Raw genomic sequence first — 26,944 nt, forward strand, 5'->3', positions numbered from 1 at the left:
TCTTACGACCGCTGGAACATGGCCAGCATCCGGCGCGTGACCAGGAAGCCGCCAACGATATTGATCGAAGCGATCAAAATGGAAATCGTCGCCAGCGCCAGTACGATGCCGTTGGAAGACCCCACCTGAAGCATCGCCCCCACCACGATGATGCCCGAAATCGCATTGGTGACCGCCATCAACGGCGTGTGCAGCGCATGGCTGACATTCCAGATCACCTGAAAGCCCACGAAACAGGCCAGCACGAACACCGTGAAATGCCCCATGAAGCTGGCCGGCGCCACCGCGCCCACCGCCATCAGCAGCACTGCCGCGACGATCAATGTCGTCACCTGCGACCGGGTCTGCGCCTTGAACGCCGCAATATCCTGCGCCCGCTTCTGTTCGGGCGTCAGTTCCTCCGCTTTGGGCCTGGGCTTCTGGGCCGCGATCGCCTTGATCCTGGGCGGCGGCGGCGGGAAGCTGACCTGCCCTTCAAAGGCGATGGTCGCGCCCCGGATCACGTCATCTTCCATGTCATGGACGATCACGCCATCCTTGGCCGGCGTCAGGTCGGCCAGCATGTGGCGGATGTTGCTGGCGTAGAGCGAGCTGGACTGGGCCGCCATGCGGCTGGGGAAATCGGTATAGCCGATGATGGTGACGCCATTGCCGGTCACGATCTTTTCGTCGGGAACCGTCAGTTCGCAATTGCCGCCGCGTTCCGCCGCCAGATCGACGATGACCGATCCATTGCGCATCGCCTCGACCATGTCCTTGGTCCACAGCACGGGGGCGTCGCGCCCGGGGATCAGCGCGGTGGAAATAACGATGTCGACGTCCGGCGCCAGTTCGCGGAACTTCTTCAGCTGCGCGGCGCGAAATTCCGGGCTGGACGGCGCGGCATAGCCGCCCGTTGCGGCGCCATCCTGCTGTTCCTCGGCAAAGTCGAGATAGACGAACTGCGCGCCCATCGATTCGATCTGCTCGGCGACTTCGGGCCGCACGTCGAAGGCCAGCGTGATCGCGCCCAGCGATGTCGCCGCGCCGATCGCCGCCAGACCGGCGACCCCTGCGCCGATGACCAGCACCTTGGCCGGCGGCACCTTGCCCGCAGCCGTCACCTGCCCGGTGAAGAAGCGTCCGAAATTGGCGCCGGCTTCGATGACAGCGCGATAGCCGGCGATATTGGCCATGGATGACAGCGCATCCATTTTCTGCGCACGCGAGATGCGTGGCACCATGTCCATCGCCAGCACGTTGGCGCCGGTGGCGGTGACCGCTTCCAGCGCGTCACCGCGCTGACCGGGATAAAAGAAAGAGATCAGCGTCTTGCCAGGCGTGAGGCGGGCGGCCTCCTCCGGTTCGGGAGGACGCACCTTGGCGATGACGTCGGCCGCGGCCCATAGCGCTTCTGCTGTGGCAACGATTTTCACGCCAGCATTCTGATAGCTGTCATCATTATAGCCAGCCGCTGCGCCAGCACCACTTTCGATCAGACATTCATGCCCCAGCTTCTGCAACTGATGGGCGCTATCGGGCGTCAACGCGACCCGCGCCTCGCCCGCTGACACTTCTTTGGGTGCACCAATTTTCACGCTGCCTCTCTCCCCTATTCTCGTACCGACAGGACTCTTGCGCTATGCGCATGGCCGCCCGGCTTCCCTATGGCCTATAATGACAGTTTTTCAGCTATTGAAGATGCAGTTTCGCGTTTTGCATTTTACATCTGATCAATAATTCCCGGAACGGCGACGAAGGATAATCGGCCAATCATTGCCGTATCGGCTGCGCGGCACTGAGCCGTGTGGTCAGCACGACTTCGAAGCTGCGTGGCGCGCCAATGTAGACGTCCGTTATAGTATAGCCCGAATATTCGCCGTAGAAAGCGTTGCTCAGGTTGCGGCCGCGCATCGTCAGCGATGCGCTATCGCTTACGGCCCAGCCGATGGCCGCGTCGAAGGTCGTGCGCCCCTTTACGAAAATGCTGTTGGCGGTGTCAGTGTAGAACCCCGATACATGCCTGGCGAAGGCGGACAGAGTGACCGGCGTTCCCGGCAACCGATAGGCTGCGTTTGCGCCCGCCGTAGTGGAGGGCACGTTGATTGGACGGTTGCCGGATCTGTCGACACCGCCGGCCTCGATCAACGCGTCATATCGGGCGTCGCTGTAGCTGAAGCTGCCGCCCAGTGTGACATCGTCGGTCAATGCCCAGCCCAGACTCAGTTCCACCCCTTTGGATGATTGGGCGCCGCCCTGTACGGTCTGGAGCGGGTTGGCGGGATCGCGGGTCAATATGTCGTTCTGGACGATGCGATAGGCCGCACCCGTCACCGTCAGTCGTCTGGCGAGCGCAGCCAGTTTGAAACCGGCTTCGTAACTGTGCCCCTTGGTGAGTTTGAAGCGGCTATTGGCGATCGACTGAAGCAGGATCGAGGAGACGGGCGAAACAGCGGTAGTATATTGTCCATAGAAAGTGAGGTCGGCTGTGACCGCATAGCTGGAGCCTCCGCGCCAGGAGAAGGGCTTGTAGACGGGATGCGCGCTGGTAACGGCGTTGGGCGTTGTCAGATAATCGGTTACGCACCGTCGCAGGTCCATATGGTCGAATCGCGCACCCCCGACCAGCAGCCATTGCGGCGTCACATTCAGCGCATCTTCGGCAAAGACCGACATGGTGTTGAGCCTGGAATCGAAATTGACATTTTGCGAACGGTAGAGCGCGCCGTCTGTCGGAAAAGTGCCGATGACGGGATCAAAGGGATCGACAGCGCGAACCAGGCTGTTCCCGCTGGTCTGGCGCAGGCTGGCGAAATCGGTCTGGTTATATTCCATGCCGATCGTAAATCGATTGCGCAGACCGCCGATCCTGTTGTCATTCGACAGCGCGCTGCGAACATTCCAATAATCATGGTCATGATAGAAAGCGGTCAGCCCCCGCTGGATGCCGCCATTGGGGAAATCTGTGGTCGGGGAAACGAAGCTGCGGGTGCCGTTGTTGAGGAAGGCTCGATCGGCCGTGTACCATATCAGGTCGGCGCCCAGCGCCCAGCCATCCCCCAATTTCCAGTCGATACGCGATCGGACCGTCGTTTCGTCCACACCGGAATAGCCGCCATAGGGCGTGTAGTTTCGCCTGCGCATCGCCCTGTCGATCACCAGATCATTGCTGGAATGCACCGCGGCGCTGGGATCGCGCGCATAGGCGATCGGGATCAACAGCGCGCCCTGATAGCTGCTGTCATATCGATCATTATAATGGTCGACCGCGATCAGGATCGACAGGTCTTCGGACGGCTTGAACAGCAAACTGGCGGTCAGGCCGCTTGACCGCGTATCATTGTCATCGACATCATACAGGCTGTCGGACCGCATGATGCTGGCGTCCGCGCGCACCGCGACCTTGTCCGACAGTTGGTAATTGACCCCGCCTGCCGCCGTTAGCGTGTTGAAGCTGCCATAGCTGAGCAGCGCGTCCATATGATTGCCGTCGAATTGCGGCTTGCGAGTCACCTTGTTCACGACGCCGCCGAGCGCGCCTTCGCCAAACAAGACGGAGGCCGGTCCCTTAATCACCTCGATCCTGTCGAAATGCCAGACATTGGTGTCGCGCTGCACGACCGTTGAAGAGGAAATCCGGACGCCATCCTGGAGGATCGAAACAACATTGCCCGCAAAGCCGCGCATGGAGATGACTGCCGGGTTGCCGGGCACATTGCCCGAGACGGCTCCTGGCACGTCTGCGAAGGCTTCGCGCGCGGTGCGCAGGCCACGAAACTGCATGTCCGCCTGACGCAAAATCTCCACGCTGGCCGGCGTTTCCAGGATGGAAAGGCCGAGGCGGCTGCCGGTGTCGCTTTGCTGGTCAAGGTTGAGCGGATCGCGCTGTCCGGTGACGATGATTGCATCGCTGCGGTCCACCTCCGCCCCAAGGGCGGACGTCGCCATCAAACCGGACGTCAAAGCGGCAATGGAGATGCGGATCATGAATATACTCCCTGTAATTTGTGATTTTGGACGGCCTTCGCCTGATGGATGCGGCGTTTGCGCCAGCGCAGCAGGCCGGTGATGAAGAGGGCGGCCGGGACGAGGCCGATGAGGAAGGCGAGGATGCGGGTGGCAAGCCCGCCGACTGAGGCGTCATGCAGCGGATGAAGCCAGTTTTTGATGCTGGTTGCGGCGCTGCCCCGCCGGGCATCCAGGATAGCCAGAACAGCGCCGGAATATTGGTCGATAAAGATATAGCTGTGCGGAAAGCGCCGGCTGGGATCGCCGGGCACCTGGACCCGCAGCCGGATGACGCCGCGGCCCGGAGCAGGCGCCTCGATCCATGCAAGCCGCGCTTCCGGCAGGGCGCGATGTCCGCTGGCGAGCGCCATGCTCAGGGTGACGGGCCGGTCATTGCGGAGCGTTGATTGCGGCAATGGCATCCTGTCGATGGGCGCGACGGTCCGTTCCAGCAGCCAGTTGGCCTCCGTGGGCAAGGCCAGCATGAAGCCGGTGCCGGCAAAGAGGATCAGGAGCATGAGGCTCCACAGGCCGGTCAGCTTGTGAATGTCGTGAAGGCGGCGAATGAGCGCCGCCCGCCGCTTGAACGTCAAGGCCTTGCGCCAAGACCCTCTGGGCCACCATGCCGCCAGTCCCGTGCCCACAAGAACAACTATGGCAAGGCCCGACCAGCCCACGATCTTACGCCCGGCCTCATCGGACAAAAGGTCCATGTGCAGTTCGTAGATCCAACTCATGGCATAATCGCCCCAGCGCTCATGACGTAGAATGTGCGCGCCGTCTGGCGAGAGCCAGACCATCATGCGTTTGGCGCCATGGCTGGCCGGCGCGCCGGATGGATAATAGCGTGCGGCTATCGGTCCCGGCTGGTCGGTCGCCTCGAACCGCCATTGTCCGCCGTCGCCCGGCCATTGGCGACGGACGGTTGCGCGCGCGTGATCCCAGACCGGACTGGACCATCCGGGGGCAGGCGTGCCAGCTTCGACGCTGATCTGCGGATGCAGGGCGGCGTCGATCTCCTGATAGAAGACCAGCGCGGAACCCGTAATGCCGAGCAGCGCGAACAGCAGGCCGAGGGACAGCCCAAGCCACAAGTGGATATGGCGCGCAACGCTACGCGCCTTGCGTGAAATAGACATGGGCATCTCGCTGCTTTGATCCGTGATCCCATCGGAACCACGGCATCACGCATGCACGCAGCATGCGCAGTCTACGGCGAACGAGGATGATGCTGTTCGCCGCGCGGGCTTTTCAGGCGCGCGCGGGGGGAGCCTGGGATGGCGGCGGTGGCGCCGCCAGACGATGAACCGTGAGATCGGCTATGGCGCGGCTTGAAATGAGCGGCGCAATTGGCAGGAGGGCAGCCGCCATGGCTGATGCCGGAGCGTCAAGCAGACCACCGCCCAGACCGGCTGCAAAGCTGCATGCGTCGCCCCCGGACTTTTCATGGCCGGCCGGCTCGCTGCCCTTTTCGATCGGCAGGACCGCCTTGACGGCCCCCTGGCCAGTGCAGAGCGAAATGACGATGCCATGGATGCTCTGCGTCGGCATGAAGCCGGTGGGAATGGCAATGCGGATCGCCAGCGCACATAGCATCAGCAGGGCAAATAGCCCGCGTCCCGCTTGTGACTGTCTGATCCAATTGCCCATGCGTCGACAACTAACTCGGCTGCGGACCATGTCCATGTGACATGATGTCCTGATCGCATCTGCTATAGCGCTCTGGCTATCTGGGCAATTGCCTTAAGGGCCAATGGGCGCGCCGGCATCGACCGTTCAAGGCAACAGGACGCGGCGGGTGTTTAATACACGTCGCGGACATAACGGCGATCCTGCTGCATCTGGGCGACATAGTCGGTGGCCATGTCCGCGCTCATGCCGCCATGACGGGCGACGACCTGTTTGAGGGCGGCATCGACATCCTTCGCCATGCGGCTGGCGTCGCCGCAGACGTAAAAATGCGCGCCGCCATCGATCCAGCGCCATAGTTCTGCGCCTTCCTCCACCATGCGCTGCTGGACATAGATTTTGTCGGCCTGATCGCGCGAGAAGGCGAGGCTGAGCCGATCGAGATGGCCGCTGCGCCGCCAGTCTTCGATTTCCTGCCGATAATAGAAATCGGTCGCCTCATGCCGTTCGCCGAAGAAGAGCCAGTTGGCCCCGCGCGCGCCATGCGCCTGTCGGTCGTGCAGGAAGCCGCGAAAGGGCGCGATGCCGGTGCCGGGGCCGACCATGATCATCGCCTTGCTGAGGTCGGCGGGCGGATGGAAATGGGTCGAGGGCTGAAGAAACAGGCCGGGCTGCGCACTGTCGGCGCGATCGGCGAGGAAGGCGGAGCAAACGCCCGCGCGCCGCCGCCCGTCGCAGGCATAGCGGACTACCGACACGGTCAGCTGGACCTCGTCCGCCTGCGCGGCCGGGCTGGAGGCGATGGAGTAGAAGCGTGGCTGGAGCGGGCGCATGATCGCCATCAGATCCTTGGGGCTGAGCTGGGGACGGGCTTCATGCAGGATGTCGGCCATTTGCCGGCCCCAGAGCCAATGGTCGAAATCGGCTTTGCGCGATGGGTCAAGAAGCGGAGCGAAGCCGATGTCGGGATCACGTTCTGCGATCAGTTCTAACAAGTTGCGGGTTGGCTTTGCAATGTCCCAATGGCGGGTCAGGGCATCGGCAAGAGGGACTTCGCCCGCATCCTTGACGCTGACGGGAGCGTCGGCCGACAGGTTGAGCAGATCGAGCGTTTCGCGCACCAGCGCCGGGCAGTTGACCGGCCACACGCCGAGCGAATCCCCGGCCTGATAGGCAAAGCCCGCGCCGCCTATGTCGAAACCGAACTGGCGCACCTCCTTTTGCGCGCCCGCGCCGCTGAGCAGGACATTGCGTGCGAGGCGGGTGGCGAGTGGGGCTTTGCGGCTATAGGCGGCAGGGGTGTCGAGAGCCGGGGCGGGTTCCGTCACCAGAGCGCTGCCGAGCGACGCCTTGACCGCAGCGATCCATCCGGCCGCGCAATCCTCATAATCGGGTTCGCAATCGGCGCGCGGGGCAAGCCGCGCGCCGCCCAGCGCCGCCAGCCGGGCGTCAAGTTTGCGGCCGAAACCGCAAAATTGCCCATAGCTGGAATCGCCAAAGGCCAGCACCGAATAGGACAGATGGTCAAGCCGGGGCGCGGCGTCAGCCGCCAGCGCCGCCCAGAAGCCGTCGCCATTGTCCGGGGCGTCGCCATCGCCAAAGGTGCTGGCGACGAACAAGGCATGACTGGCGTTGGCAAGATCGGCGGGCTTGGCCGCATCCATCGCCAGCAGGCGCGCGCGCCAGTGCGGGGTTGCGATCTGGCGCGCGCAGCTTTGGGCGAATCCTTCGGCGTTGCCGGTCTGCGACGCCCAGAGGATCAGGATTTCCTGCTGGCCAGCATCGCCGTCTTCGGCGGGCAAGCTCGTGCGGCCGAACAGTCCGGCGAGCAGGCCATTCATATAATGGCGTTGGGTCGGATCGAGCGGCGCGCTGTCGGGCAGCAGCGGTACGGCGGTGATCGGCGCGGCGCGCAACCCGGTGGTGAAGCCGTCCAGATAGGCGCGCGCGCCCTCCGCCAGGACCGGGCTTTCGTTCGGCGCCAGACCCATGACGTGGGCGAAGGCGTTGATGGCGGCATGTTGATCGGCGCTGAGGACGGGCGCGCTTGTCGCATCGGCGACTGGGGATGCGATCGCGGCGGGGACGGGACCGGACAGGCGGGTGAGCGCCACGGCGGAAAATTTGAATTCCGGCTGCATCGAAATCGGGTCGATCGCATCATTGGTGACGGCATTGACCGCGACATCATCGCCGAAGACGTCGTTCCAGTGGAAGGGGGCGAAGCAGTTGCCCGGCCGCACCCGGTCTGTAACGACAGCGGGCAGGACGGCGCGGCCCCGGCGCGACCGCAGTTCCACCCGGTCGCCTTCGCCGATGCCCAGCGTGGCCGCATCTTCGGGATGGACCTCCACGAAGGGGCCGGGGTTGAGTTTGTTGAGTGTGGGCACTTTCGCCGTCTTGGTCAGCGTGTGCCATTGATGCTGGAGCCGGCCGGTGTTGAGGATCAGCGGATAATCCGCATCCGGCATGTCTTTTGGGTCCATGTGCGGACGGGGGAAGAAGGCGGCCTTGCCGCTGGCGGTGGGGAAGCGGATCGCCGGCCCCGTTTCCGCGCCAGTGCGATAGCGGATCGGGCTGCGATCATCCGTGCTGTCGGGCGCGCAGGGCCATTGCAGCGGCGTCTGGCGCAGCCGGTCATAGCTGGCGCCGCGTATGTCATAGCCGGTATGGGGATTCCAGAACTGGCGGATTTCCTCGAATATCTCGTCTGCGGAGGCGTAAGTGAAGCCGTCGGCATAGCCCATGGCGCAGGCGACCTGGGCGATGATCGCCCAGTCGGCCATCGCCTCGCCGGGCGGATCGACGGCCTTTTGCGCCAGCGTCAGATTGCGTTCGCTATTGATCATCACCCCTTCCGCCTCCGCCCAGAGCGCGCCGGGCAGGATGATGTCGGCATAGCGATTGGTTTCGGTGTCGACATAGGCGTCCTGCGTCACCACCAGTTCGGCGGCTTCCAATCCCGCGATCACCGTCTGGCGATTGGCGACGCTGGCGACCGGATTGGTGCAGATAATCCAGCATGCCTTGATCTTGCCCGCCGCCATATCTTCGAACAGAGCGACCGTGCCTGCGCCGGCCTGCGGCTTCAGCGTGCCGGGCGTTATGCGCCATATATCTTCGACCAACGCTCGGTCAGCGGGGCTGACGGTGGCGCGCTGGCCGGGCAGGCCCGGTCCCATATAGCCCATTTCGCGCCCGCCCATCGCATTGGGCTGGCCAGTAAGGGAGAAGGGGCCGCTGCCCGGACGACAAATGGCGCCAGTGGCCAGATGCAGATTGCAAATGGCGTTGGTGCTCCAGGTGCCATGGCTGCTCTGGTTGAGGCCCATGGTCCAGCAGCTCATCCATTCGCCCGCTTCCCCGATCCATTGCGCCGCCTGCCGTAGATCAGCCTCGGCCAGGCCGGTCGTCTGTGCGACCAGTTCGGGGCCATAGTCCGCCAGAAAATCCGGCATCGCGTCCCAGCCTTCGGTATGGGCGGCGATGAAATCGGGATCGATCTGGCCGTTGGCGGTGAGCAGGTGGAGCAGGCCGTTCAGCAAGGCGAGATCAGTGCCGGGCTTCACTTGCAGGAACAGGTCTGCCTTGTCGGCGGTGGCGGTGCGGCGGGGATCGACGACGATCAGCTTCGCGCCCGCCTTCACCCGGTCCATCATCCGCAGGAACAGGATCGGGTGGCAATCCGCCATGTTCGCGCCGATCACGAAGAACAGGTCGGCTTTGTCGAAATCCTGATAGGAGCCGGGCGGGCCATCCGCGCCGATCGACAGCTTGTAACCGCTCGCCGCGCTGGCCATGCACAGGCGCGAATTGCTTTCGATATTATTGGTGCCGATGAAGCCCTTGCACAGCTTGTTGGCCAGATATTGCGCCTCCAGCGACATTTGCCCGGACACATAAAGCGACACCGCATCCGGCCCGTCGCGATCGATGATCGTGCGCAGTCCCTGCGCAGTGCGCGCAATGGCATCGTCCATGGGGATCGATCCCTGATCCCGGCTGCCGGGCAGGCGGGCATAGGCGCGGTCGGCGCGGCCTTCGGCGGCGACAGGGACATGGCAACTGCTGCCCTTGGTGCAGAGGCGGCCGAAATTGGTGGGATGGCTCTTGTCGCCCGTCACTTTGACGATGCGGTTGTCGGCGACCTCCATCACGATGCCGCAGCCGACACCGCAATAGGGGCACATGCTCTTCACCGTCTTCGTCGTCACCCGGCGCTCCCCGAACCAACAAAAAAGGCGCCATCAACCGGACCTGTTCTGGTCCGGTTGATGGCGCCTTTGCCAACTGCTCTGGCCCCGTTCGGGGCGTCGCCGTCCCACACATCATTGCGCGGTCAGGCTGAATGTCGCGCCGATAATATTCGGACTCGCCGGTCGGGTGCAAGCCCTTTTTGTGCGATGCAGCGCCGGCGGGATTAACGGCGCGCTTCGAAGATCGACATGGTTCGGGGTTGGCGCAAAGCGACCGGCGCCGCCAGTTCGCGTTGCAGCATGGCCAGCATCCAGCTGCGATGGCGGATCAGATAGTCGGAAAAGCCTTCGGGCTTCGCCGGATCGAAGGTCGGAACTTGCCAGTCGGCGGGCTGTTCCTGATAGGGTGGGATGACTTGCCCTGCGCCATCCTCCGGCAGGTCGATGTGATTGCCCAGATATATGTTGCCCTTAAACCGGATTTCCCGCGCCGGAGCGAAGCCGGGCTGGATGAGATAGTCGGGACCGTTGCGGCCGGTTTCGCGACCATAGCGGGCGGTGCCGGCGACCTTGAGCAGATTGTCCTGCACGCGCACATCATGCGCCCAGCCATCCCATTGGGTCGCGACCACCATCTGCACATCCATGCCTTTGCCGACATGAACGACATTCTTTTCGACCAGCGCGTCGGACACATTGCCGGACAATTGGATGATGCGGCTGGCGTCGTTGCGACTGACATTGAAGCGGGCGACCGTACCGTGATTGCCCAGATTGTCGGTTTCGCTGCGTTTGGGCGAACAGATCAGCAGGAAGCCGCCGGCATTGTCATGGCTATAGTTGTAAACCAACGTGGTGCGGCGCGAGTTGAAGTCGGAATCGAAGCCCTGACCGTCATAGCGGGTGCGGGTGTAAGCGGCCTCGTTTAGCTGGATGAGGCTATTGTCAGTGCTCCATTGCCAGATGCCCGCGCTATATCCGGGCGCGCGGCTGCCCGCATAGCGGACGATATTATGTTCGATCAGCGTGCCGTCCGTGCCGCGCGGGACGATGCCGTCGCCGCCCACATCCTCGACATAATTGTCGCGGATCACGACATTTTCGCTAGGAAACCAGTCGCGATGGGTCACGCGGTCGGCAATGCCCGCTATCCCCGATCGATCGACCCGCCAGACGATATTGCGTTCGATTGCCAGGTCCTGAAAGCGGGTGGCGAGCTTCTGCCCGGTCGCGCGAAAGACGATGCCGCCATTATCCTTGCGGTCATTGGTGCCGCGCACGTCATGGACGTACATGTCGGTGACGCGGATGCCGCGGGTGACGCCGCGATCCTGCGCTGACACCAGCACGCCAAACCTTTGCGTCGGGGGGAGCCGGGGGCATCATTCGTGACTTCCAGTCCGCCGACGCTGATATATTCGGCGTTGAGGATGGCGACGCCGTGGGGCGATACGCCGCCCGCATCGATGCGCGGGCGCGGCCCCGTGCCGGTCGCAGCGACGATGATCGGGGCGCTGGCGGTGCCCGATCGGGTCAGGGTTAGCGGTTCCTTCCACACCGATCCGGCCGCCAGCATGACGCGGTCGCCGGGCCGTAGCGCGAAGTCGCGCACTTTGGCGAGTGATCGCCAGGGCTGCTCTGCCGTAACGCCGCCGAAGCGATCATCGCCCTTCACGGCGTCGACATAATAGGTTTCGGCATGAGCCGGAGACAATCCGGCGATCAACGGCAATGTGGCGAAGAGAAGGGCCGTTGCGAAGGACTTGAGCAAAAGAATATATCTCCGGGAAATGGGCTGCGAACCCCTGTTATAGGGTCAAGCGGCTGAATGCGAGCTGAGTGAAGAACGACAAAAAAGTCATTGAAAGACTTGCTCAAATGGCTTTGATTTTCCAAAAAGACCGCATCATTCAACATGGAGCGGAAATTTTGGAGACAGTGTCGATCGTGCTTTTCCTGCTGCTGGCGGTCGTCGTCAGCGGTGCGGTGTCCCGTATGGTGCCCTTGGCGTTGCCGACGCCGCTGGTGCAGATCGTGCTGGGCTGTGTGATTGGCCTGTCGACCTCCCACCGGGTTGCTCTAGACCCCGAACTTTTCCTTTTTCTGTTCCTGCCGCCGCTGCTGTTCCTGGATGGCTGGCGCATTCCCAAGGATGAATTGTTCAAGGACGTGTCGACCGTGGTCGAACTGGCGCTGGGGCTGGTGCTGATCACGGTGGTTGGCATGGGCCTGTTCATCCACTGGATGATCCCGGCGATGCCGCTGGCGGTCGCCTTCGCGCTGGCGGCAGTGGTGTCCCCGACCGATCCGATCGCCGTGTCCGCCATCGCCGCGCGCGTGCCCATTCCCAAGCGGATGATGCATATATTGGAAGGGGAATCGCTGCTGAACGATGCGTCGGGCCTCGTTTGTCTGCGTTTTGCCGTGGCTGCGGCGCTGACGGGGCATTTCGCGGCCGGGCCGGCGGTGCTGAATTTCTTGTGGGTCGCGGGCGGCGGGCTGGCGATCGGCGTGGCGGTGACGCTGGCGGTGACGCGGGTCAAGGCATGGGTGACGAAGCGCTGGGGCGAGGACACCGGATCGCAGATATTGGTCAGCCTGTTGATCCCGTTCGGTTCCTATATGGTGGCCGAACATGTCCATGCGTCGGGCATATTGGCGGCGGTGAGCGCCGGCGTAACGATGAGCTTTGCCGAAGTTTCGCGGCAGGCGCTGGCCGACACGCGCATGCGGCGCATTTCGGTGTGGGACATGATCCAGTTTACGCTCAACGGCATCATCTTCGTGCTGCTGGGCGAACAATTGCCGGGCATCCTGTCGGGCGCGAGGCAAACGGTGGCGCTGACCGGACATAGCGCGCCCTGGTGGCTGGCGGTCTATATACTGGCGATCGTGGCGGGGCTGGCGGCGTTGCGCTTCCTGTGGGTGTGGGGTTCGCTCAAGCTGACCATCCTGCGCAGGCGGGATGCGGCGCAGACGCCCCATAGCCCCGACTGGCGGCTGATTGCGGCCATGTCTTTCGCTGGCGTACGCGGGGCGATCACGCTGGCGGGCGTGCTGACATTGCCGCTGGCGCTGAACGATGGCGCGCCATTCCCGGCGCGCGATCTGGCGATCTTTCTGGCGGCGGGCGTGATCATCGTGTCGCTGGTGGTCGCCAGCGTGGCGCTGCCGATCCTGCTCAAGGATCTGAAGATGCCGGCCGAACCGTCGCGGCAGGCGGAAGAGGATCAGGCGCGGATCATGACTGCGCAGGCGGCGATCGTGGCGATCGAACGCCGGCAACATGGCCTGGCCGAGCAGAGCGGCGAGGCGGACCTCTATGCCCAGGCCGGCGGGCGGGTGATGGACTTTTATCGCGAGCGGATCGAGGGGCTGGCGGAAGAGCAGGCCGATCGAGCGCGGGCGCAGGACCGGCTGATGAGCGAATTCCGCCTTGTGGGCATCAAGGCGGAACGCGCCGCGCTCAGCCGTCTGATCCGGGCCCGATCGATCGGCAGCGAAGCCGCCCGCAAGCTGACGCGCGAACTGGACCTGTCCGAAGCGCGCCTGCGGGGCTGATCCGCCTTATGGGCAGGGGTCGGGCATGTCGCGATGCACGGCCTCAATCGCGGCGATCGCTTCGTCGCTGAGCGTCGCGCGCACGCTGTCGATGTCGACTTTGAGTTGTTCCAGCGAGGTTGCGCCGATGATGTTGGACGTGACGAACGGCCGGCTGTTGACATAGGCGAGCGCGAGCGTGGCCGGATCGAGACCATGGGCATGGGCGATCGCAACATAGCGGGCGGAGGCGAGCGGCTGGCCGGGCAGGTCGTAGCGCCGGAACTGGTGCGCGACGTCACGGCGGGAACCGGGCGGGACTTCTCCGCCCAGATATTTGCCGGTCAGATTGCCGCCCGCCAGCGGCGAATAGGCCAGCAGCGACACTTGTTCGCGCAGGGCAAATTCGGAAAGGCCATATTCGAAGGTGCGGTTCAGCAGATTATAGGCATTCTGGATCGACGCGACGCGCGGCAGGCCGTTTTCGCGCGACAGGCGCAGATATTCCGAGACGCCCCAGGGCGTTTCGTTGGACACGCCAAAATGACGGATCTTGCCCGCGCTCACGAGATCGGCCAGCGCCCCCAGTGTCTCTTCGATCGGCACCGTATCGCTGGTGTCGGCAAGCTGCGACAGGCCGCGAACGCCAAAGGACGGGACCGGGCGGTCGGGCCAATGGACCTGATACAGATCGATATAGTCGGTGCGCAGTCGGCGCAGACTATCCTCCACGGCCTGTTCGATGTTACGGCGATCGAGGCGGTTGTTGCCGCCGCGAAATTTGCGCACCGGATCGCGCGAGGGACCGGCGACCTTGGTGGCAAGGATGAAATCGTCGCGCCGCCCGCGTTCCGCGATCCAGTTGCCGATATAAGTTTCGGTCAGAAATTGCGTGTCATGGCTCACAGGTGTGACGGGATAGCCTTCGGCCGTGTCAATGAAATTGACGCCTTCGCCAATGGCATAGTCCAGTTGGGCGTGTGCCTCCGTTTCGCTATTTTGTGACCCCCAGGTCATGGTGCCAAGGCAGATCAGGCTGACGTCAAGCCCGGTCCGGCCCAGTGCGCGATATTCCATGCTGCATTCCCTATAAATGAACTGCCCCATCCATAGCGGCTGCCGGCGCGGCGGGAAGGGTGCGCAGCATTTCTCATAGGTTAATGAGGAATATTCTCGGGATCATCCGATCGCTTGGATGGGGGACGGGCATGGGGTGGCAAAAATCGCCTTCGCGGGCTAATGGGCGTCAAAGCCTTATTGGAAAGAACGCAGCGCGACAGAATCTATGCCGATAGAGATTGAACGCAAATTTCTGGTCGTCGGCGATGGCTGGCGGCAGAGCGCGGATGGGGGGCGAGCCTTGCGTCAGGGCTATATTGTCCGCGAAGGCAAGGTCAGCGTGCGCATCCGGCTGGCGGGCGATCGGGGCTGGATCACGCTCAAGAGCGCGCGGGCGGGCATGGTGCGCGACGAATTTGAATATGAGATTGCGGCGGGCGAGGCCGCGGACATGCTGGACCGACTGTGCAGCGGCCCGGTGATCGAAAAGACCCGGTACAAAGTGCCCCATGGCGGGTGGCTATGGGACGTGGATGTGTTCGCCGGGGCGGCGGCGGGACTGGTGCTGGCTGAGGTAGAGTTGGACGCGGCCGACGCGCGTGTCGACCTGCCCGACTGGGTCGGCCGGGAAGTGACTGACGATCCGCGCTATCGCAATTCGGCGATCGGTCTGGTGGCGCATAATATCGAAGAATGTGACGGCGCATGAATTTCGACGATCAGTTGCAACGCTATTTCGGTACGCGCCAGATTGATGCCTTGCCGGCAGACGTCATGGCTGTCGGGATCGAGCGGATGCGTGTCGATTTTGGGCTGGAAGCGGATCAGGGACGGCGCTTTGCGCTCTGGTCGCTGCTGTTCCTGCTGGGACAGGCGCCTGATCTGGACGCGTTCGACGACCCAACCGAACGGGCGGCGGCGCGCAACTTCATGGACCTGATGGATGCGATGCCGCCTGACGGAGCGGATTAGGGCCAAGCCCTCATTGATGGGGATGCTGCGACTGGTCCGCAGGCGTCGCAAGGGGGAGGAGCATGAGCGCGCAGTGCCTTTGCTGAACGGATTGGCGCGCGCCGCATCCAGATCGGCGATATGGAAAAATTGATTGCGGCCTGGCGCAGCCTCGCAGTCGTTGGGACCGCCTGTTCTCGCAGGGTGTTTCAGTCCTCGGCGATCAGCAGTTGCAGGGCCTTCATCTGTTCCGCACGCCGGCGGGCTGAGCGAACTGTCACAGTGGCCCCTTGCTGACGGACAATCATTTTTACGACCTGGCATTTTTACAATCTGGGGCTGAGCTTCTACGGGACCGATCGTCAGGGTCTTGGGCGCTGGAACGTCACCGGCAAGGTGCGGGAAGTCAGCGCGTTTCGCGCGTCCGCCCCTATATGCGCAACGGCTTCTTGCCCTTCCTGGAGCCGGTGGTGATATTCTATCCCTCCCGCGGTGGTCCAAATGACGCCAAAATTGAATTAATCCTATCCTCCTACCGAAAGCAGCTGACTCCAGGCAGTAATCTGCCAAGTCTACGCTGCCCTCTTCCTCAAGGGAGAGGAATAAGGAATATCCGCAATCTACCCACCATTATCGTTCAGGCAGCCATCTCCGTTCTTCAAGCATGTGCCGATGGTCATGCTTGCCCGGTTGGCCTGTCCTCGACCGTCAGTTGCCCGGTCGAGTCCGTGAAAGGATGCTCTCTGTAGAAAAGCTGTGCTGATCACTGCTCCTTCTTCCAACCCATCGCCTGAAGCATCACGTCGAACAGGCGGGTGTTAGCAAAGAAACCATGGACCTGCTCGGCGCCCGGCCCGGCGGCGGCGGCGATCACTTCCTCGCCGGTGTGATTGTCCTCCACGCCAATGATGGCATTGCTGGCGACCGTTGCGCCCGGCTTGGCGGCCGCCGCCGCATATTGCTGGGCCATCGGCGCGTTGCGCTTGCCGCTGGTCATGCGCAGGCCGAAACTATGGTCGGCGGTGAACAGGATCAGCGTATCCTTGCCCGCGATCGCGCTTGCCCGGCGGATCATCTCGTCCATCTCGATCACATGCTTCAGGCCATTTTCCGGCTTGTCGGTGTGCATGTCCCATTCGACCATCAGGAAATAGCCCTTGGGATTGCGCGCCAACTGGCCGATCGTCGCCTCGACCGCCGGGATCGGCGCATAGTCGGCATCGCGCAGCACCGCCGCCCGGCCGCTATCCTTCACCAGTGCCGGATCGTCCCCGAACCGATAACCCGCCCTGGCGAAGGCCGCTTGCGGCGTGGTGCCATCCTTGGCGAAGGACGCGACCGCATCGGCCTGCCCCTTGCCGATCAGGATGTCGACGCCATTGCCGAAGCGGGGCGCCAGCATCTGGCGGAAGATCTGGTCCTTGTCCTTGCGCGTGGCGACATGGGCGAAGCAGGCGGCCGGGGTGGCGTCCCAGATCGGCATGTTGGTGACGACGCCGGTCGAAAGGCCGCGCTGCTCGGCATATTCTAGGAAGCTCTTGACCGGGGTGATCGCCCCATCGGCCGCCGGCAACGCGGAGATCATGCCGCTGTTGGTCTTGTGGCCGGTCATGATCGCGCTCATGCCCGCCGCCGAATCCGTCACCCAATTGTTGAGCGCCGAAGTGTCGGACAGGCCGACATGGGGCATGGACTGGATGAACAGCGATTGCGGCCGGTCATGCGCCATGATGCCCGCAGCGTTCAGCGTCGGCACGCCGCCGGCGTCGCCCAGGAACAGGATGATGTTGCGGGCCCGCTGCGGCGCGGCCCCGTCATCATTGCGAGCTTGCGCTGGTGCGGCGGCGAGCGTTGCGCCCGCCGCCAGCATGATCCCGATCGATCGCATCGTCATTGCCGTCCTTCCGTTCAGAAACGGGCTCGCACGCCGGCCATCAGCGTGGTGCCATAATCGGTGTAGCCCGCGAAGCGATCGTCCCGGACATATTGCCACTGGACGCCGCCGGCCACGTTGATGCCCTGCACCACGAATGTGACATTGGGCGTGACCTTGTAGGAAATGTCGAAGTCCAGGCTGCCAAACGCCGCGTCATTATTGGCCGCCAGCCCCGCGCCGCCGACATCGCGCAGCACCTTGCCGCGCCAGCTATAGCTGGCCCGTGCGCCGACCGGCCCCTTTTCGTAGAAGGCGGTCAGGTTGAAGCTGTCGCCCGCCACGTCGGTCAGGTCGTCGCGGAAGGTGGTGCCATCGGACAGGGCATAGGTGCCCTTGCTCTTGGTATGGGTGTAATTGGCCTGGAAACCCAGGCCGTCGAACGGCGCGGGCAGCATCTTGAACAGTTGCTGATAGGCGATCTCGATCCCCGCGACATAGGCATTGCCGCCATTTTGCGGCGCGGTCAGGCGATAGATCTGGCCATCCAGGTCGAAATTGCGGGTCTGCTGGAAGACGAAGCTGGTGATGTCCTTGTAGAAGGCTCCGCCGATCAGCGCGCTGCCCGGCGCGAAATACCATTCGACGGTGCCGTCATACTGCCACGCCTCGAACGGCCGCAGTTCGGGGTTGCCGCCCACCGCCGTCAGCACCGTGGGGTTGGAATTGATCGTCAGGCGCGGCGCAAGATCGGCCAGCGAGGGGCGGGTAATGACCTTCGACGCAGCCAGGTGCATCTGCAGGTTCGAGGTAAATTCAGCGACCAGGTTGAGCGAGGGAAGAAAATTCCCGTAATTGCGCTCATAGCTGACCGGCAGCGCCGCGCTGCCATTGTCGGCATAGCCCGACGATGTCTGCCGGGTATGGGCGTAGCGCAGGCCCGCGTCGCCCCGGATGGTCATACCGCCCAGCGGCAGGCTGAACTCCGCCATGCCATAGCCGCCGATGATCCGTTCATCGATGGCATAGCTGTTGCGCCGGTCGCCACGGGTCAGCGGCGCGTCGAGCAGTGCCTCCTTGCCGGTCGCCGCGTCCCAGAAACGGTCGGGATCGGGCATGACCCAGCTGGTGGGCAGATTGCCGCCCACGCCGCTCAGGAAATCGTCGACCGGGAAGGCCTCGAAATAACTATCGTCGAAGCGCTGGCCGGCGATGCCGCTGGTGAAGTTGATGTCGCGGCGATTATAGGTGCGGTCGCGCTTTTCATATTTGGCGCCGAAGCGCAGCGCCTGCACCACGCCGCTCAGCTCGCGCGTCACGTCAAAGGTCGCGGCCCGCTGGCGATCGAGCGAGTCATTGACGCGATATTCGATCCGGCGACCAGGCAAGGTGGTCGATTCCGTCAGGTCGGCGGTCAGGAACTCCAGGTTCGGCAAGCGCTCGCCCACCTTGCCATAATCGAACGCGACCTGGCCGACGCTGCCCAACAGGCGGGTGCGATAGATGGGCGTGGGCGTGTTGGAATAGGCGCGGCCCAGGCTCGCGTCGGCGGCCAGCGTCCAGCCATTGGCGGACCATTTGGCGTTCGCGCCGATCAGCCAATTCTCATATTCCAGCCGCGACGTCTCGCGGCCGATCTGGGTCGATGTGTTGACGGTCGCGGCGGTCAGCACGCCATTTTCGATCACCGCCGTGCCCGGCACGATCGCGCCCGGCGTGGTCGCCGAAAAATCGGTTGAATAAGTCAGCTCGTCATAGTCGATGTTGAGCCGGCTCCACAGTCCATCGACATTCAGTTCGAACCGGTCGTCGGGCTTCCACTGGATCGCGCCGTTCAGGCCGATGCGGTTGCGGTTTTCACGCTCCAGCGTCGGGCGCGTGCTGGTCGGCACCAGGATTGTGTCGCTCTCCAGCTTGCCATCGCCGTTGGCATCGATCCGCCCGTCGGCCCAACCGACGCCGGTGACACGGTCCTGACGCGTGGTGCGCTCGTCATAGACCGCCGCGATCAGCGCGCCGAACGTGCCCTCATCATTGACCCAGCTGGCCATGCCCGACAGGCGCGGATCGACCGTGTCGGCCAGGCGCGGCGAACTGGCAGTGGCGGACAACGCCAGCACCGGCTTCTTGAGGTCGATCGGGCGGAAGGTCTGCAGGTTGACGATGCCGCCGATCCCGCCTTCGGCCAGGTCCGCGCGCGGGCTTTTGATGACTTCGACCGCCGACATGAGTTCGGACGGCAGCGTGTCGAAGCGGAACTGGCGCCCGCTCTGGCCGCTGTCGCGCACATTCTCGTTCACTGCGGCCGACCGGCCATTCAGCGTAACGACCTGGAAATTGGCGCCCAGACCGCGGATCCGGACGAACACGCCTTCGCCACGATCGCGCACGATCGATACGCCTGGTACGCGTTGCAGCGCTTCGGCGATGTTCTGGGCGGGGAATTTGCCGATATCCTCGGCCTTCACCACGTCGACGACATTGGTCGCCTTGCGCTTTTCGGCCAGCGCGCCAGACAGGCTGGCGGCATAGCCGGTGACGATGATGTCGGGCGCGACTTCGACGCCGCCGCTGGCCACCGTCTCCTGCGGCTCAGCCGCCGCCACGATCAGCAGCGCGCCATTGCCCTGCCGCCGCACCGCCAGCGGCTTGCCCTGGATCAGCCGCTCGACCGCCGCCATCGCATCCATCCGGCCGTTCAGCGACGGGCCGCTCATCCCGGCCACCAGTTGCGGCGCGAACAATATGTCGGTGCCGGTCTGGCGGGCCAGCGCCTCCAGCGCGGTCCCCAACGGTTGCGCGGCGATCTGGACGGTCGCCTGACGATGCTGCGCCTGAGCCGGAACGGCGCAGAAGGCGGCAAGAGCGGCGCCCAGCACCAGAGAGCGGCGCAAAGTGCGCGAAGAAGAAGCGGTCACGATCATCCCCCGTGGACAGCGGCAGAAGGCGCCGCGCCTCCCCGACGCGCCAGCGGGATTTTACCCCACCCCGGGATCACTTAATTTTTTTCAGCCGCCCAGCAGCACCCGGTCGTCCACCTGCCGGACGGGCACGGACAGCAATTGCGACAGCGCCTGGCCCAGCGCGACATTGTCGCCCATCCGGTACATGCCGCTCACCCGCAGCGCGGCGGTGGCGGGATCGGCAATCACCAGCCGGGTGAGGCTGTAGCGATTGGCCTCCGCCGCCACGGCATCCAGCCGGTCGTCATGAAAGGCCGCCCGGCCGCTCAGCCAGGCCTGGGTGGTTTCGACATCGGGCCGATCGAGCTGCACGACATCGGCGGCATCGGTGCGGATGCGTTGTCCGGGCGACAGGCTGCGTTGCCCGCCCGCGATCGCGACATCGGCCTGCCCCGCCAGCGCCGTCATCGCCAGCCGGTCATCGCTGTCGCGCCGCACGTCGAACCGGCCGCTGCCGGCGATGAAGCTGCCCCGGCCGGCTTCAATTCCGAAGGGCACGGCGGACGGCTTCACCGTCAGCGCCACGCGCCCGCGTTCCAGCCACAACCGCCGCCGGCTGGCGCTCGCCAGCACCCGCACATCGGTATCGGCATCCAGGAACAGCGCCGATCCTTCCGGCAGGGTCAGCCGGCGCTGCTCGCCGATGGCGGTGCGATAGCGCGTGCCCGCCATCGCCGTCTGCATGATCGCCAAGCTTCCGCCGCCCACCGCCAAAGCGCCGGCGCAGGCCGCCATCATCCGCCGGCGTGAGAGAGGGCTTGCGGATGCCGGCGCAGGACGCGCCGCATTCGTACCGGGCACCAGCGCCCAGATATCGGTCGCCCGCTCGAAATCGGCCGCATGTGCAGGGTCGGCGGCGATCCAGGCGCGAAAGGCCTGCTCGTCGTCCACCGTCCGTTCTTCCGCATTCAGCCTTGCAATCCACTCGGCGGCGGTCCGGGCCATGGGGCGCTCACCGGGCATGTGGGGGCTCACCAATCTTTCGTCCATTCGCCAAGGAAACTCATCGCCCTGGCCATATGCTTTTCGACGGCGCTCTGGCTGATGTCCAGCCGTTCGGCAATCTCGCGATATTTGAGACTGTCGATCCGCTGGAGCAGGAACACCTCGCGCGTTCGTGGCGGCAGGCGATCTATCCCCTCCGATACGCGTCGCAACCGCGCCTGCGCCATCAGCGCTTCGTCCTGCAACGGCGCGCCGTCCCGCAGCAGCGCCAGGGCATCCTCGCCACTTGCCGGTCCGCGCACCTTTTCGCGTCGATAGCTGTCCTTCGCCCGATTGACCGCCGCGCGGACCAGAAAGGCTTCCTCATTGTTGGGCCGTTCGGGCCGGGCCGCCATGCGGACATAGGCATCGTGCAACAGATCCTCGCTGTCGGAACGCCGCGTCATCCGCTCGACCTGCGCCAGCAGTCCGGTCCAGCCGGTCCATAGCCGCAGCGATGGCATATGCGTCTGTTCTTGCGGATGATCGCCCATGGGCACGGCGACCTATCGGCATCGATGGTCAGTTTAATGACCGGACCGTTGCGATTGCGTGACGGTGGCTGTTGATGAATGGAACGCCGAAGGATTGCCTGAAACAGCGGGAGAAATAACCTGGGCGGAGCTTGGCCCGCCAGGGCAACAATTCCGGACCGCGCCAATGAGGGCGGGAGCGCGACCGCCCCGCAGACGCATTTTCAAACAAACTCTACGCCGACCCGCTATTCGGGAGCAGCGAACGCAGCGTCGCAATCAGGTGAGGGCGACGAACAGATGCCTGTTGGAGGGTGATCCATTCGTCAAGCGGCGCATGTTCCGGTCCGCCTCGGCATGAGCGCCGGACAATTTCGGCAGCATCAGAAGGCTTAGGGCATAGCCGATGATGGCGCTGCCGCCATAGCCCACGATCGGCGTTGGATAGTTGCCCAGCGCTGCCGCCATGATCGCGGCGAACCAGACGGCGCCAAAAGCAGCATAGGGTGCGCGATTGTCTGCATCCCGGCTCCAGCCGGCGATCGCCGGGACCAGAAGCAGCCCCACCCCCGCCAACACCATCAGACCCGCAACGGCGTGAATGGCGAAGGACGAATAGAGTATCTGGTCGACATAGGGGACAGCGGGCAAATGATCGGCACGAAGCAGCGTGGCTGCGAAGCTGGCGAAACCGGCAGCGAGCGCCACGCCGACATGCCTGTCCGGGCGGATGAGCGCGAGCGCGCTGAGGCATGATATGAGCATGCCGGCCATCGCGCGGTCGGGCTGAAGCGCCATGGCAAGGGCGGCCGCGACAATGCTGGCGGTCATCGGCACGCTGCGGATTTTTGAGAAGGCGACGAGCATCATCGGCAACAGGATCAAACTCGGTTGAATGGCTAGTCCGCCCAGGCTGACCCAGCGCGCTGCGCCGTCGACCTGGGAACCGAAAAGGGCTGTCGCCAGCAGCGCGCCCGCCATCGCGATATTAGCGCCATCCGCCCATTGTCGGGCGGTTGCACCAATGCGGCCGAGCAGCGCCAGCATCGTCAGGCCGATGGCCAATGCGCCCATATTGACCCCCAGATAGCGCATCGGCGCGCCGGCGACAGCCATATAGGCAAGGCCAAGAGCAACAGAGCAGATCGCGCAGATGAGGCCGAGCGTGCGCGGCCGAGCAGTGGCGGCGTCCAGGATTTTCATGATGGTCGATCCTTGCGAAAGCGGAGAATTGTTGCCGACAAGCGCGGAAAAGGGCTGGAACAGATGCGATGCGATCGCACGGGGCATCAGCCCGCACAGGCTGTCGAGTGTGAACAGCAGGGCCTTGGTATCGTCCGGGATGGCGTCCGCCTCACAACGGACCGCCCATCCCCAGGACTGCAATGCCTCGGGCAAGGTCGCTTGCAGGGCATGGCAGGCCAGATCGATCAGTCGCCGGCGAAGACCTGCGCTCATATGCGCGCCTCCCGGCGTCGCGATGTTGTTGTGGACGCCGCCTGGCTGGGGGGATTGGCGCGGGCAAGCTCCACACCGCTTGCCGTCAGCCGATAGGCGTGCCGGGGCGGACGGCCAGTTTCAGCCGGCTGCTGCCATTCCGCTTCGAGATAGCCCTGCGCCTCCAGACGAATGAGAAGCGGATAGAGCGTACCGGATTTGACTTCGGCGCGCCGGGCCAGATCATAGCCGTGCGACCATTGGCCTGCGGCGTCGAGCAGGACGGCGAGGACCATCCGGGCATGGGGCGAGAGCGCACGGGTTCGAGACATGCGCAATAAATCTACCTATATAGATTTATCGTCAAGCGTTAGTTTCGAACCCGACGCAAAAATGACGGATACGGATGCCGCCACGTAGGCGGGGGGCTGCCGTAAGGAAACGGCGCGGCCCGGCTATGCCGATCCGCGCCTTGTTTGATCGTGGCGATTGGATGGAGACGAATTTGCGGCCCATGCTGCGACGAACAGGTCTGTCGCGATATGGGCCATCGTTCATTCCCTGTCAGTCCGCAGCGAAATAGGCGCCGATCAGGCCGGCATCGCCCCCCAGCCTTGTCGCTGCCAATATCGGCTCATCGGGCGCATCGAGCATGTTGATCCGCACCTTGCGATCGATTTCCGCAATCAGTTCGGCCGAGTTGGACAAGCCGCCGCCAACCGGCACGATGGTCGCCGGAAAGCTGTTCAGCACGACAGACAGCACGCCCGCCAATATATCGGTGAAATATTGCACCGTGGCGGCGGCTTTGGGCGCGGCTGCGGCAAATCCCGATGTGATTTCGTTGCTGCTGGCTTTTTCATCGTGCAGAAACTGATGAAGGCGCTCAAGTCCGCGCGCGCTGCCCACGGTGTCGAGGCAACCCATACGGCCGCAGCCACATTGAAACAGCGGAACGGCGCCTGGCATTGTGGGTGATGGGAAGATGATCTGCCCATGTCCCCATTCCCCACCAATGCCATGCGCGCCGGTGACGACCCTGCCATCTTCGATCACACCGCCACCCACGCCGGTGCCCAGGATGATGCCGAACACGCGTCGATGCCCCTTGGCGACGCCCAGTCGCGCTTCACCCAGCACGAAAGCGTCGGCATCGTTGATGACGAAAACCGGGCGGCCGAGTTCTTCGCTCAGATCATGCGCCAGCCTTCTCCCGCGCGTGCATTCGATATTCGCCGAGATGATGCGGCCGCTATCGGGGGCGGGCAGACCCGCGATCGCCATCGAAATCGGATCGTCAGGGGCCATCTTGTCGGCATGGCTATGCTGAAATTGCCGAAATACATCGACAAAAGCGCCCCAGTCGCGGGTGGGCGTGGGGAATTTGGCGCGATGATGGATGGACGCATCCGCACCGACCATCGCGATATCCACGAAGGAGCCGCCTACATCGGCACAAATCCTCACTCATTGTCTCCTGTCAACCGGGCGGAGAGTGCCTGATGGGGGGCTGAAAACGCCAAGTCTGTTCTGGTGGCCATAATCTTCGAATGTTCAAATGCAAATGGGATCATCCGGCGGTGAAAGCGCGCACGCCGCCCTGCCATACGCCGCGAATCTGGTGATCGGCGTCAAGCCAGACCATATCTGCGCGCTGTCCCTGTGCGAATGTTCCGCGATCCGCGAGGTGTAGAAAGCGGGCGGGGGCCGCCGACGCCATGACGGCGGCCGTGCTGATCGGCACGGCCATCATCGCCATCGCATTGCGAAGCGCAGTCGCCATGTCCAGATCCGATCCGGCAAGCGTGCCATTTTCTTCGACGCACACGCCATTTTCGACACGAATGGTCTTGCCCTGAAGCGTGAAGCTCTTCGTTGCATTGCCGACTGTGGGCATGGCGTCTGTAACCAGCATGAAGCGATCATGCGGGCGGGCGCGCAGGGCGATGCGCAATGCCGGGGGAGAGACATGCTGGCCGTCCACGATGATCCCGGCATAGACGGTATCATTGTCGAGCGTCGCGCCGACCACGCCGGCCGCCCGGTGATTGAGCGGCGACATGGCATTGTACAGGTGCGTTACGCCCGACATGCCGGCGGCAAAAGCGGAACGGGTCCGCGCATAGTCCGCATCGCTGTGGCCCACCGCGACGATGACGCCTGCTTCCGTCAGGCGGCCTATCTGATCGTCGTCGCAAAATTCCGGGGCTAGCGTCACCAGCGTCCGTCCGCGCTGAAGGCTGGACAGCAGGCGGATGGCGTCATCATCCATCCGGCGGAACTTGGCCGGATCATGCGTTCCCTTCCTGGCGCTGTTCAGGAAGGGGCCCTCCAGATGGATGCCGACGACGCCCGGCACGCCCGCCTCAATGGCCTGTTCGACCGCGCGCATCGCCATGTCGACCTTGTCCAGATCGTCGGAAATCAGCGTCGGCAGGAAACTGGTGGTGCCATATTGCCTGTGCGCCGTACCAATTCCCCGGATCGTTTCCACGGTCGGGCTGTCGTTGAACAACAGGCCGCCGCCGCCATTGACCTGGGTATCAATGAAGCCGGGCAGCAAATATCCGCCCTCCAGATCGATGATCTGGTCCGGGGGCGATGCCGGTCCGGTAACGATGACACCCTGCTCTATCGCCACCCGTTCGATGGGCGGCCGATCGGACGGATCGCCGGTCAGGCCAACGATCGTGCCGTTCACGAACGCAAAGGAATTCATATTGTCTGCGTCACCTTCTTGAGGTGGGGAGGGGTGTCGGGATCATAGCCGCGCGCGCGCGATAGCATGTTCACGAAGCGGTAGAAGCTCTGGATCATCAATATGGGTTCGACCGCGGGATGCGACCCGAAGGTCGGCAGCGTGCCGGCAGGATCTCTGGCGTCCGCCATCGCGACCAGGGCGTCGCGGGCTTCAAATTCAGACGCCGCAGCGCGCACATCGTCGCCCGCCTTGTCCGACGTGGCAAAGGCGAGCAGGGGGAAGCCCGGCTGCACGATCGCCATGGGACCATGACGCACTTCGGCAGAAGAAAAGGCTTCCGCATGCAGGCCGCTGGTTTCCTTCAGTTTCAAGGCCGCTTCCTGCGCTACGGCTAAGCTGTAGCCGCGCCCCATGACGAACAGGTTGCGGGCGTCGGCCAGCATCGGCATTGCCGCGCTCCAGTCCAGCGCGAAGGCGCGGGGCAGATCGACTGGCAGGCGCGCGATCGCGGCCAGCAGCGCATCGTCGTGCGCCCAGTGGGCGGCAAGGGCGGCAAGGCCGACCAGCGAGGCGATGTAGGATTTGGTGGCCGCGACCGAATGTTCGGGGCCGGCATGGAGAGGCAGTCTTTCGTCCGCCAGTTCCGCGAGCGGCGATGCCGCGTCGTTGACCAGCGCCACGACGAACGCGCCTGCCGCCTTGTAGCTTTCAACGGTGCGCAACAGGTCGGGGCTGCGGCCGGACTGGGATATGGCGATGCACAGCGCACCGTTCGCGCTGAGCGGCGCGGAAAAGACCGAGGCAACCGACAGCGCGGCCGATGCGGTGGGCACGCCAATCAGCGTTTCGAACAGATATTTGCCAAAGGTAGCGGCATGATCCGACGATCCGCGTCCGCAGGTGACGACCATGGTCGGGCGGCTGGCCCGCAGACGGGCGGCGATGCGTTTCAGCGTTTCGGCATTATTGGCCAGAAAGCGGGCAGACGCTTCCCCCGCTTCGCGGGCTTCGGCATGCATCAGCGTATCTTCAGGGCCTTTGCCGGCGGGATCAGCCGCAACTTCCAACATCATTCACTCCAAAATGCGGAAAACAAAAGAGCCTTAGAGCGTGGTGCGGTTCAATCTAATCGCATCACGCTCTAAGGTGGG

At 63.8% G+C, this 26,944-nt stretch carries 20 protein-coding genes; 4 read left to right on the plus strand and 16 right to left on the minus strand.

Features of this window, described 5'->3' with window-relative positions:
- Positions 1-2 precede the first annotated feature (2 nt).
- The 6 genes from ACFOKF_RS19140 to ACFOKF_RS19165 all read right to left on the minus strand — a co-directional run bounded on the left by ACFOKF_RS19140 (position 3) and on the right by ACFOKF_RS19165 (position 11,161).
- Entirely contained in the window at positions 3-1,577 is a 1,575-nt protein-coding gene (locus ACFOKF_RS19140) for a Re/Si-specific NAD(P)(+) transhydrogenase subunit alpha (RefSeq protein WP_380797961.1), read from the minus strand.
- Between the two features lie 175 nt (positions 1,578-1,752).
- The gene (locus tag ACFOKF_RS19145; protein ID WP_380797963.1) at positions 1,753-3,966 is read right to left on the minus strand and encodes a TonB-dependent receptor; all 2,214 of its coding nucleotides are present in this window, start codon (positions 3,964-3,966) and stop codon (positions 1,753-1,755) included.
- The gene (locus ACFOKF_RS19150; RefSeq protein ID WP_380797965.1) at positions 3,963-5,126 is read right to left on the minus strand and encodes a PepSY-associated TM helix domain-containing protein; all 1,164 of its coding nucleotides are present in this window, start codon (positions 5,124-5,126) and stop codon (positions 3,963-3,965) included. Before ACFOKF_RS19150 ends, ACFOKF_RS19145 begins: the two co-directional genes overlap by 4 nt.
- Before the next feature lie 112 nt (positions 5,127-5,238).
- Positions 5,239-5,637 (minus strand): hypothetical protein, encoded by a 399-nt coding sequence (locus tag ACFOKF_RS19155; protein WP_380797966.1) that lies wholly within the window; start codon positions 5,635-5,637, stop codon positions 5,239-5,241.
- Positions 5,638-5,789: 152 nt separating this feature from the next.
- Complete coding sequence (locus ACFOKF_RS19160) at positions 5,790-9,830, minus strand: molybdopterin-dependent oxidoreductase (RefSeq protein WP_380797967.1); 4,041 nt, start codon at positions 9,828-9,830, stop codon at positions 5,790-5,792.
- Between the two features lie 206 nt (positions 9,831-10,036).
- A complete protein-coding gene (locus tag ACFOKF_RS19165; RefSeq protein WP_380797969.1) occupies positions 10,037-11,161 on the minus strand; it encodes a right-handed parallel beta-helix repeat-containing protein in 1,125 nt (374 codons plus the stop codon).
- An 81-nt stretch (positions 11,162-11,242) separates the two neighbouring features.
- On the opposite strand from ACFOKF_RS19165, the gene ACFOKF_RS19170 reads away from it, so the two are divergent.
- Together ACFOKF_RS19170 and ACFOKF_RS19175 are read left to right on the plus strand one after the other, a co-directional pair.
- Entirely contained in the window at positions 11,243-11,500 is a 258-nt protein-coding gene (locus ACFOKF_RS19170; protein WP_380797970.1) for a hypothetical protein, read from the plus strand.
- A 241-nt stretch (positions 11,501-11,741) separates the two neighbouring features.
- A complete protein-coding gene (locus ACFOKF_RS19175) occupies positions 11,742-13,373 on the plus strand; it encodes a Na+/H+ antiporter (RefSeq protein ID WP_380797972.1) in 1,632 nt (543 codons plus the stop codon).
- 6 nt (positions 13,374-13,379) lie between these two features.
- Here ACFOKF_RS19175 and ACFOKF_RS19180 read toward each other — a convergent pair whose 3' ends face one another.
- Positions 13,380-14,429, minus strand: coding sequence for an NADP(H)-dependent aldo-keto reductase (locus tag ACFOKF_RS19180; RefSeq protein ID WP_380797973.1), 1,050 nt, complete (start codon positions 14,427-14,429; stop codon positions 13,380-13,382).
- A gap of 208 nt (positions 14,430-14,637) precedes the next feature.
- On the opposite strand from ACFOKF_RS19180, the gene ACFOKF_RS19185 reads away from it, so the two are divergent.
- Positions 14,638-15,120 carry a CYTH domain-containing protein gene (locus tag ACFOKF_RS19185; protein WP_380797974.1) on the plus strand — a complete coding sequence of 161 codons (483 nt, stop codon included), beginning with the start codon at positions 14,638-14,640 and terminating at the stop codon, positions 15,118-15,120.
- Positions 15,117-15,383, plus strand: coding sequence for a hypothetical protein (locus tag ACFOKF_RS19190; protein ID WP_380797975.1), 267 nt, complete (start codon positions 15,117-15,119; stop codon positions 15,381-15,383). Before ACFOKF_RS19185 ends, ACFOKF_RS19190 begins: the two co-directional genes overlap by 4 nt.
- Positions 15,384-16,125: 742 nt before the next feature.
- On the opposite strand, the gene ACFOKF_RS19195 is transcribed toward ACFOKF_RS19190, so the two are convergent.
- From ACFOKF_RS19195 to ACFOKF_RS19235, 9 genes are all read right to left on the minus strand, one after another.
- Entirely contained in the window at positions 16,126-17,256 is a 1,131-nt protein-coding gene (locus ACFOKF_RS19195; RefSeq protein ID WP_380797977.1) for an alkaline phosphatase, read from the minus strand.
- Between the two features lie 14 nt (positions 17,257-17,270).
- Positions 17,271-20,159: a TonB-dependent receptor gene (locus ACFOKF_RS19200; RefSeq protein WP_380797979.1), complete on the minus strand. Its 2,889-nt coding sequence runs from the start codon at positions 20,157-20,159 to the stop codon at positions 17,271-17,273.
- Between the two features lie 84 nt (positions 20,160-20,243).
- A complete protein-coding gene (locus ACFOKF_RS19205) occupies positions 20,244-21,143 on the minus strand; it encodes a FecR family protein (RefSeq protein ID WP_380797980.1) in 900 nt (299 codons plus the stop codon).
- A 26-nt stretch (positions 21,144-21,169) separates the two neighbouring features.
- Positions 21,170-21,646, minus strand: coding sequence for an RNA polymerase sigma factor (locus tag ACFOKF_RS19210; protein WP_380797982.1), 477 nt, complete (start codon positions 21,644-21,646; stop codon positions 21,170-21,172).
- Positions 21,647-21,934: 288 nt separating this feature from the next.
- Entirely contained in the window at positions 21,935-23,113 is a 1,179-nt protein-coding gene (locus ACFOKF_RS19215) for a hypothetical protein (protein WP_380797984.1), read from the minus strand.
- Positions 23,110-23,424, minus strand: coding sequence for a PadR family transcriptional regulator (locus tag ACFOKF_RS19220; protein ID WP_380797986.1), 315 nt, complete (start codon positions 23,422-23,424; stop codon positions 23,110-23,112). Before ACFOKF_RS19220 ends, ACFOKF_RS19215 begins: the two co-directional genes overlap by 4 nt.
- Before the next feature lie 232 nt (positions 23,425-23,656).
- Complete coding sequence (locus ACFOKF_RS19225; protein ID WP_380797987.1) at positions 23,657-24,559, minus strand: ROK family protein; 903 nt, start codon at positions 24,557-24,559, stop codon at positions 23,657-23,659.
- A 103-nt stretch (positions 24,560-24,662) separates the two neighbouring features.
- Positions 24,663-25,811, minus strand: coding sequence for an N-acetylglucosamine-6-phosphate deacetylase (gene nagA / locus ACFOKF_RS19230; RefSeq protein WP_380797988.1), 1,149 nt, complete (start codon positions 25,809-25,811; stop codon positions 24,663-24,665).
- On the minus strand, positions 25,808-26,866 hold the full coding sequence (locus ACFOKF_RS19235; protein ID WP_380797989.1) for an SIS domain-containing protein: 1,059 nt from the start codon (positions 26,864-26,866) through the stop codon (positions 25,808-25,810). The genes nagA and ACFOKF_RS19235 overlap by 4 nt, the downstream gene beginning before the upstream one ends.
- Between the last annotated feature and the right edge of the window lie 78 nt (positions 26,867-26,944).

Source organism: Sphingobium rhizovicinum (genome assembly GCF_042647625.1).
GTDB classification, from domain to species: Bacteria; Pseudomonadota; Alphaproteobacteria; order Sphingomonadales; family Sphingomonadaceae; genus Sphingobium; species Sphingobium rhizovicinum.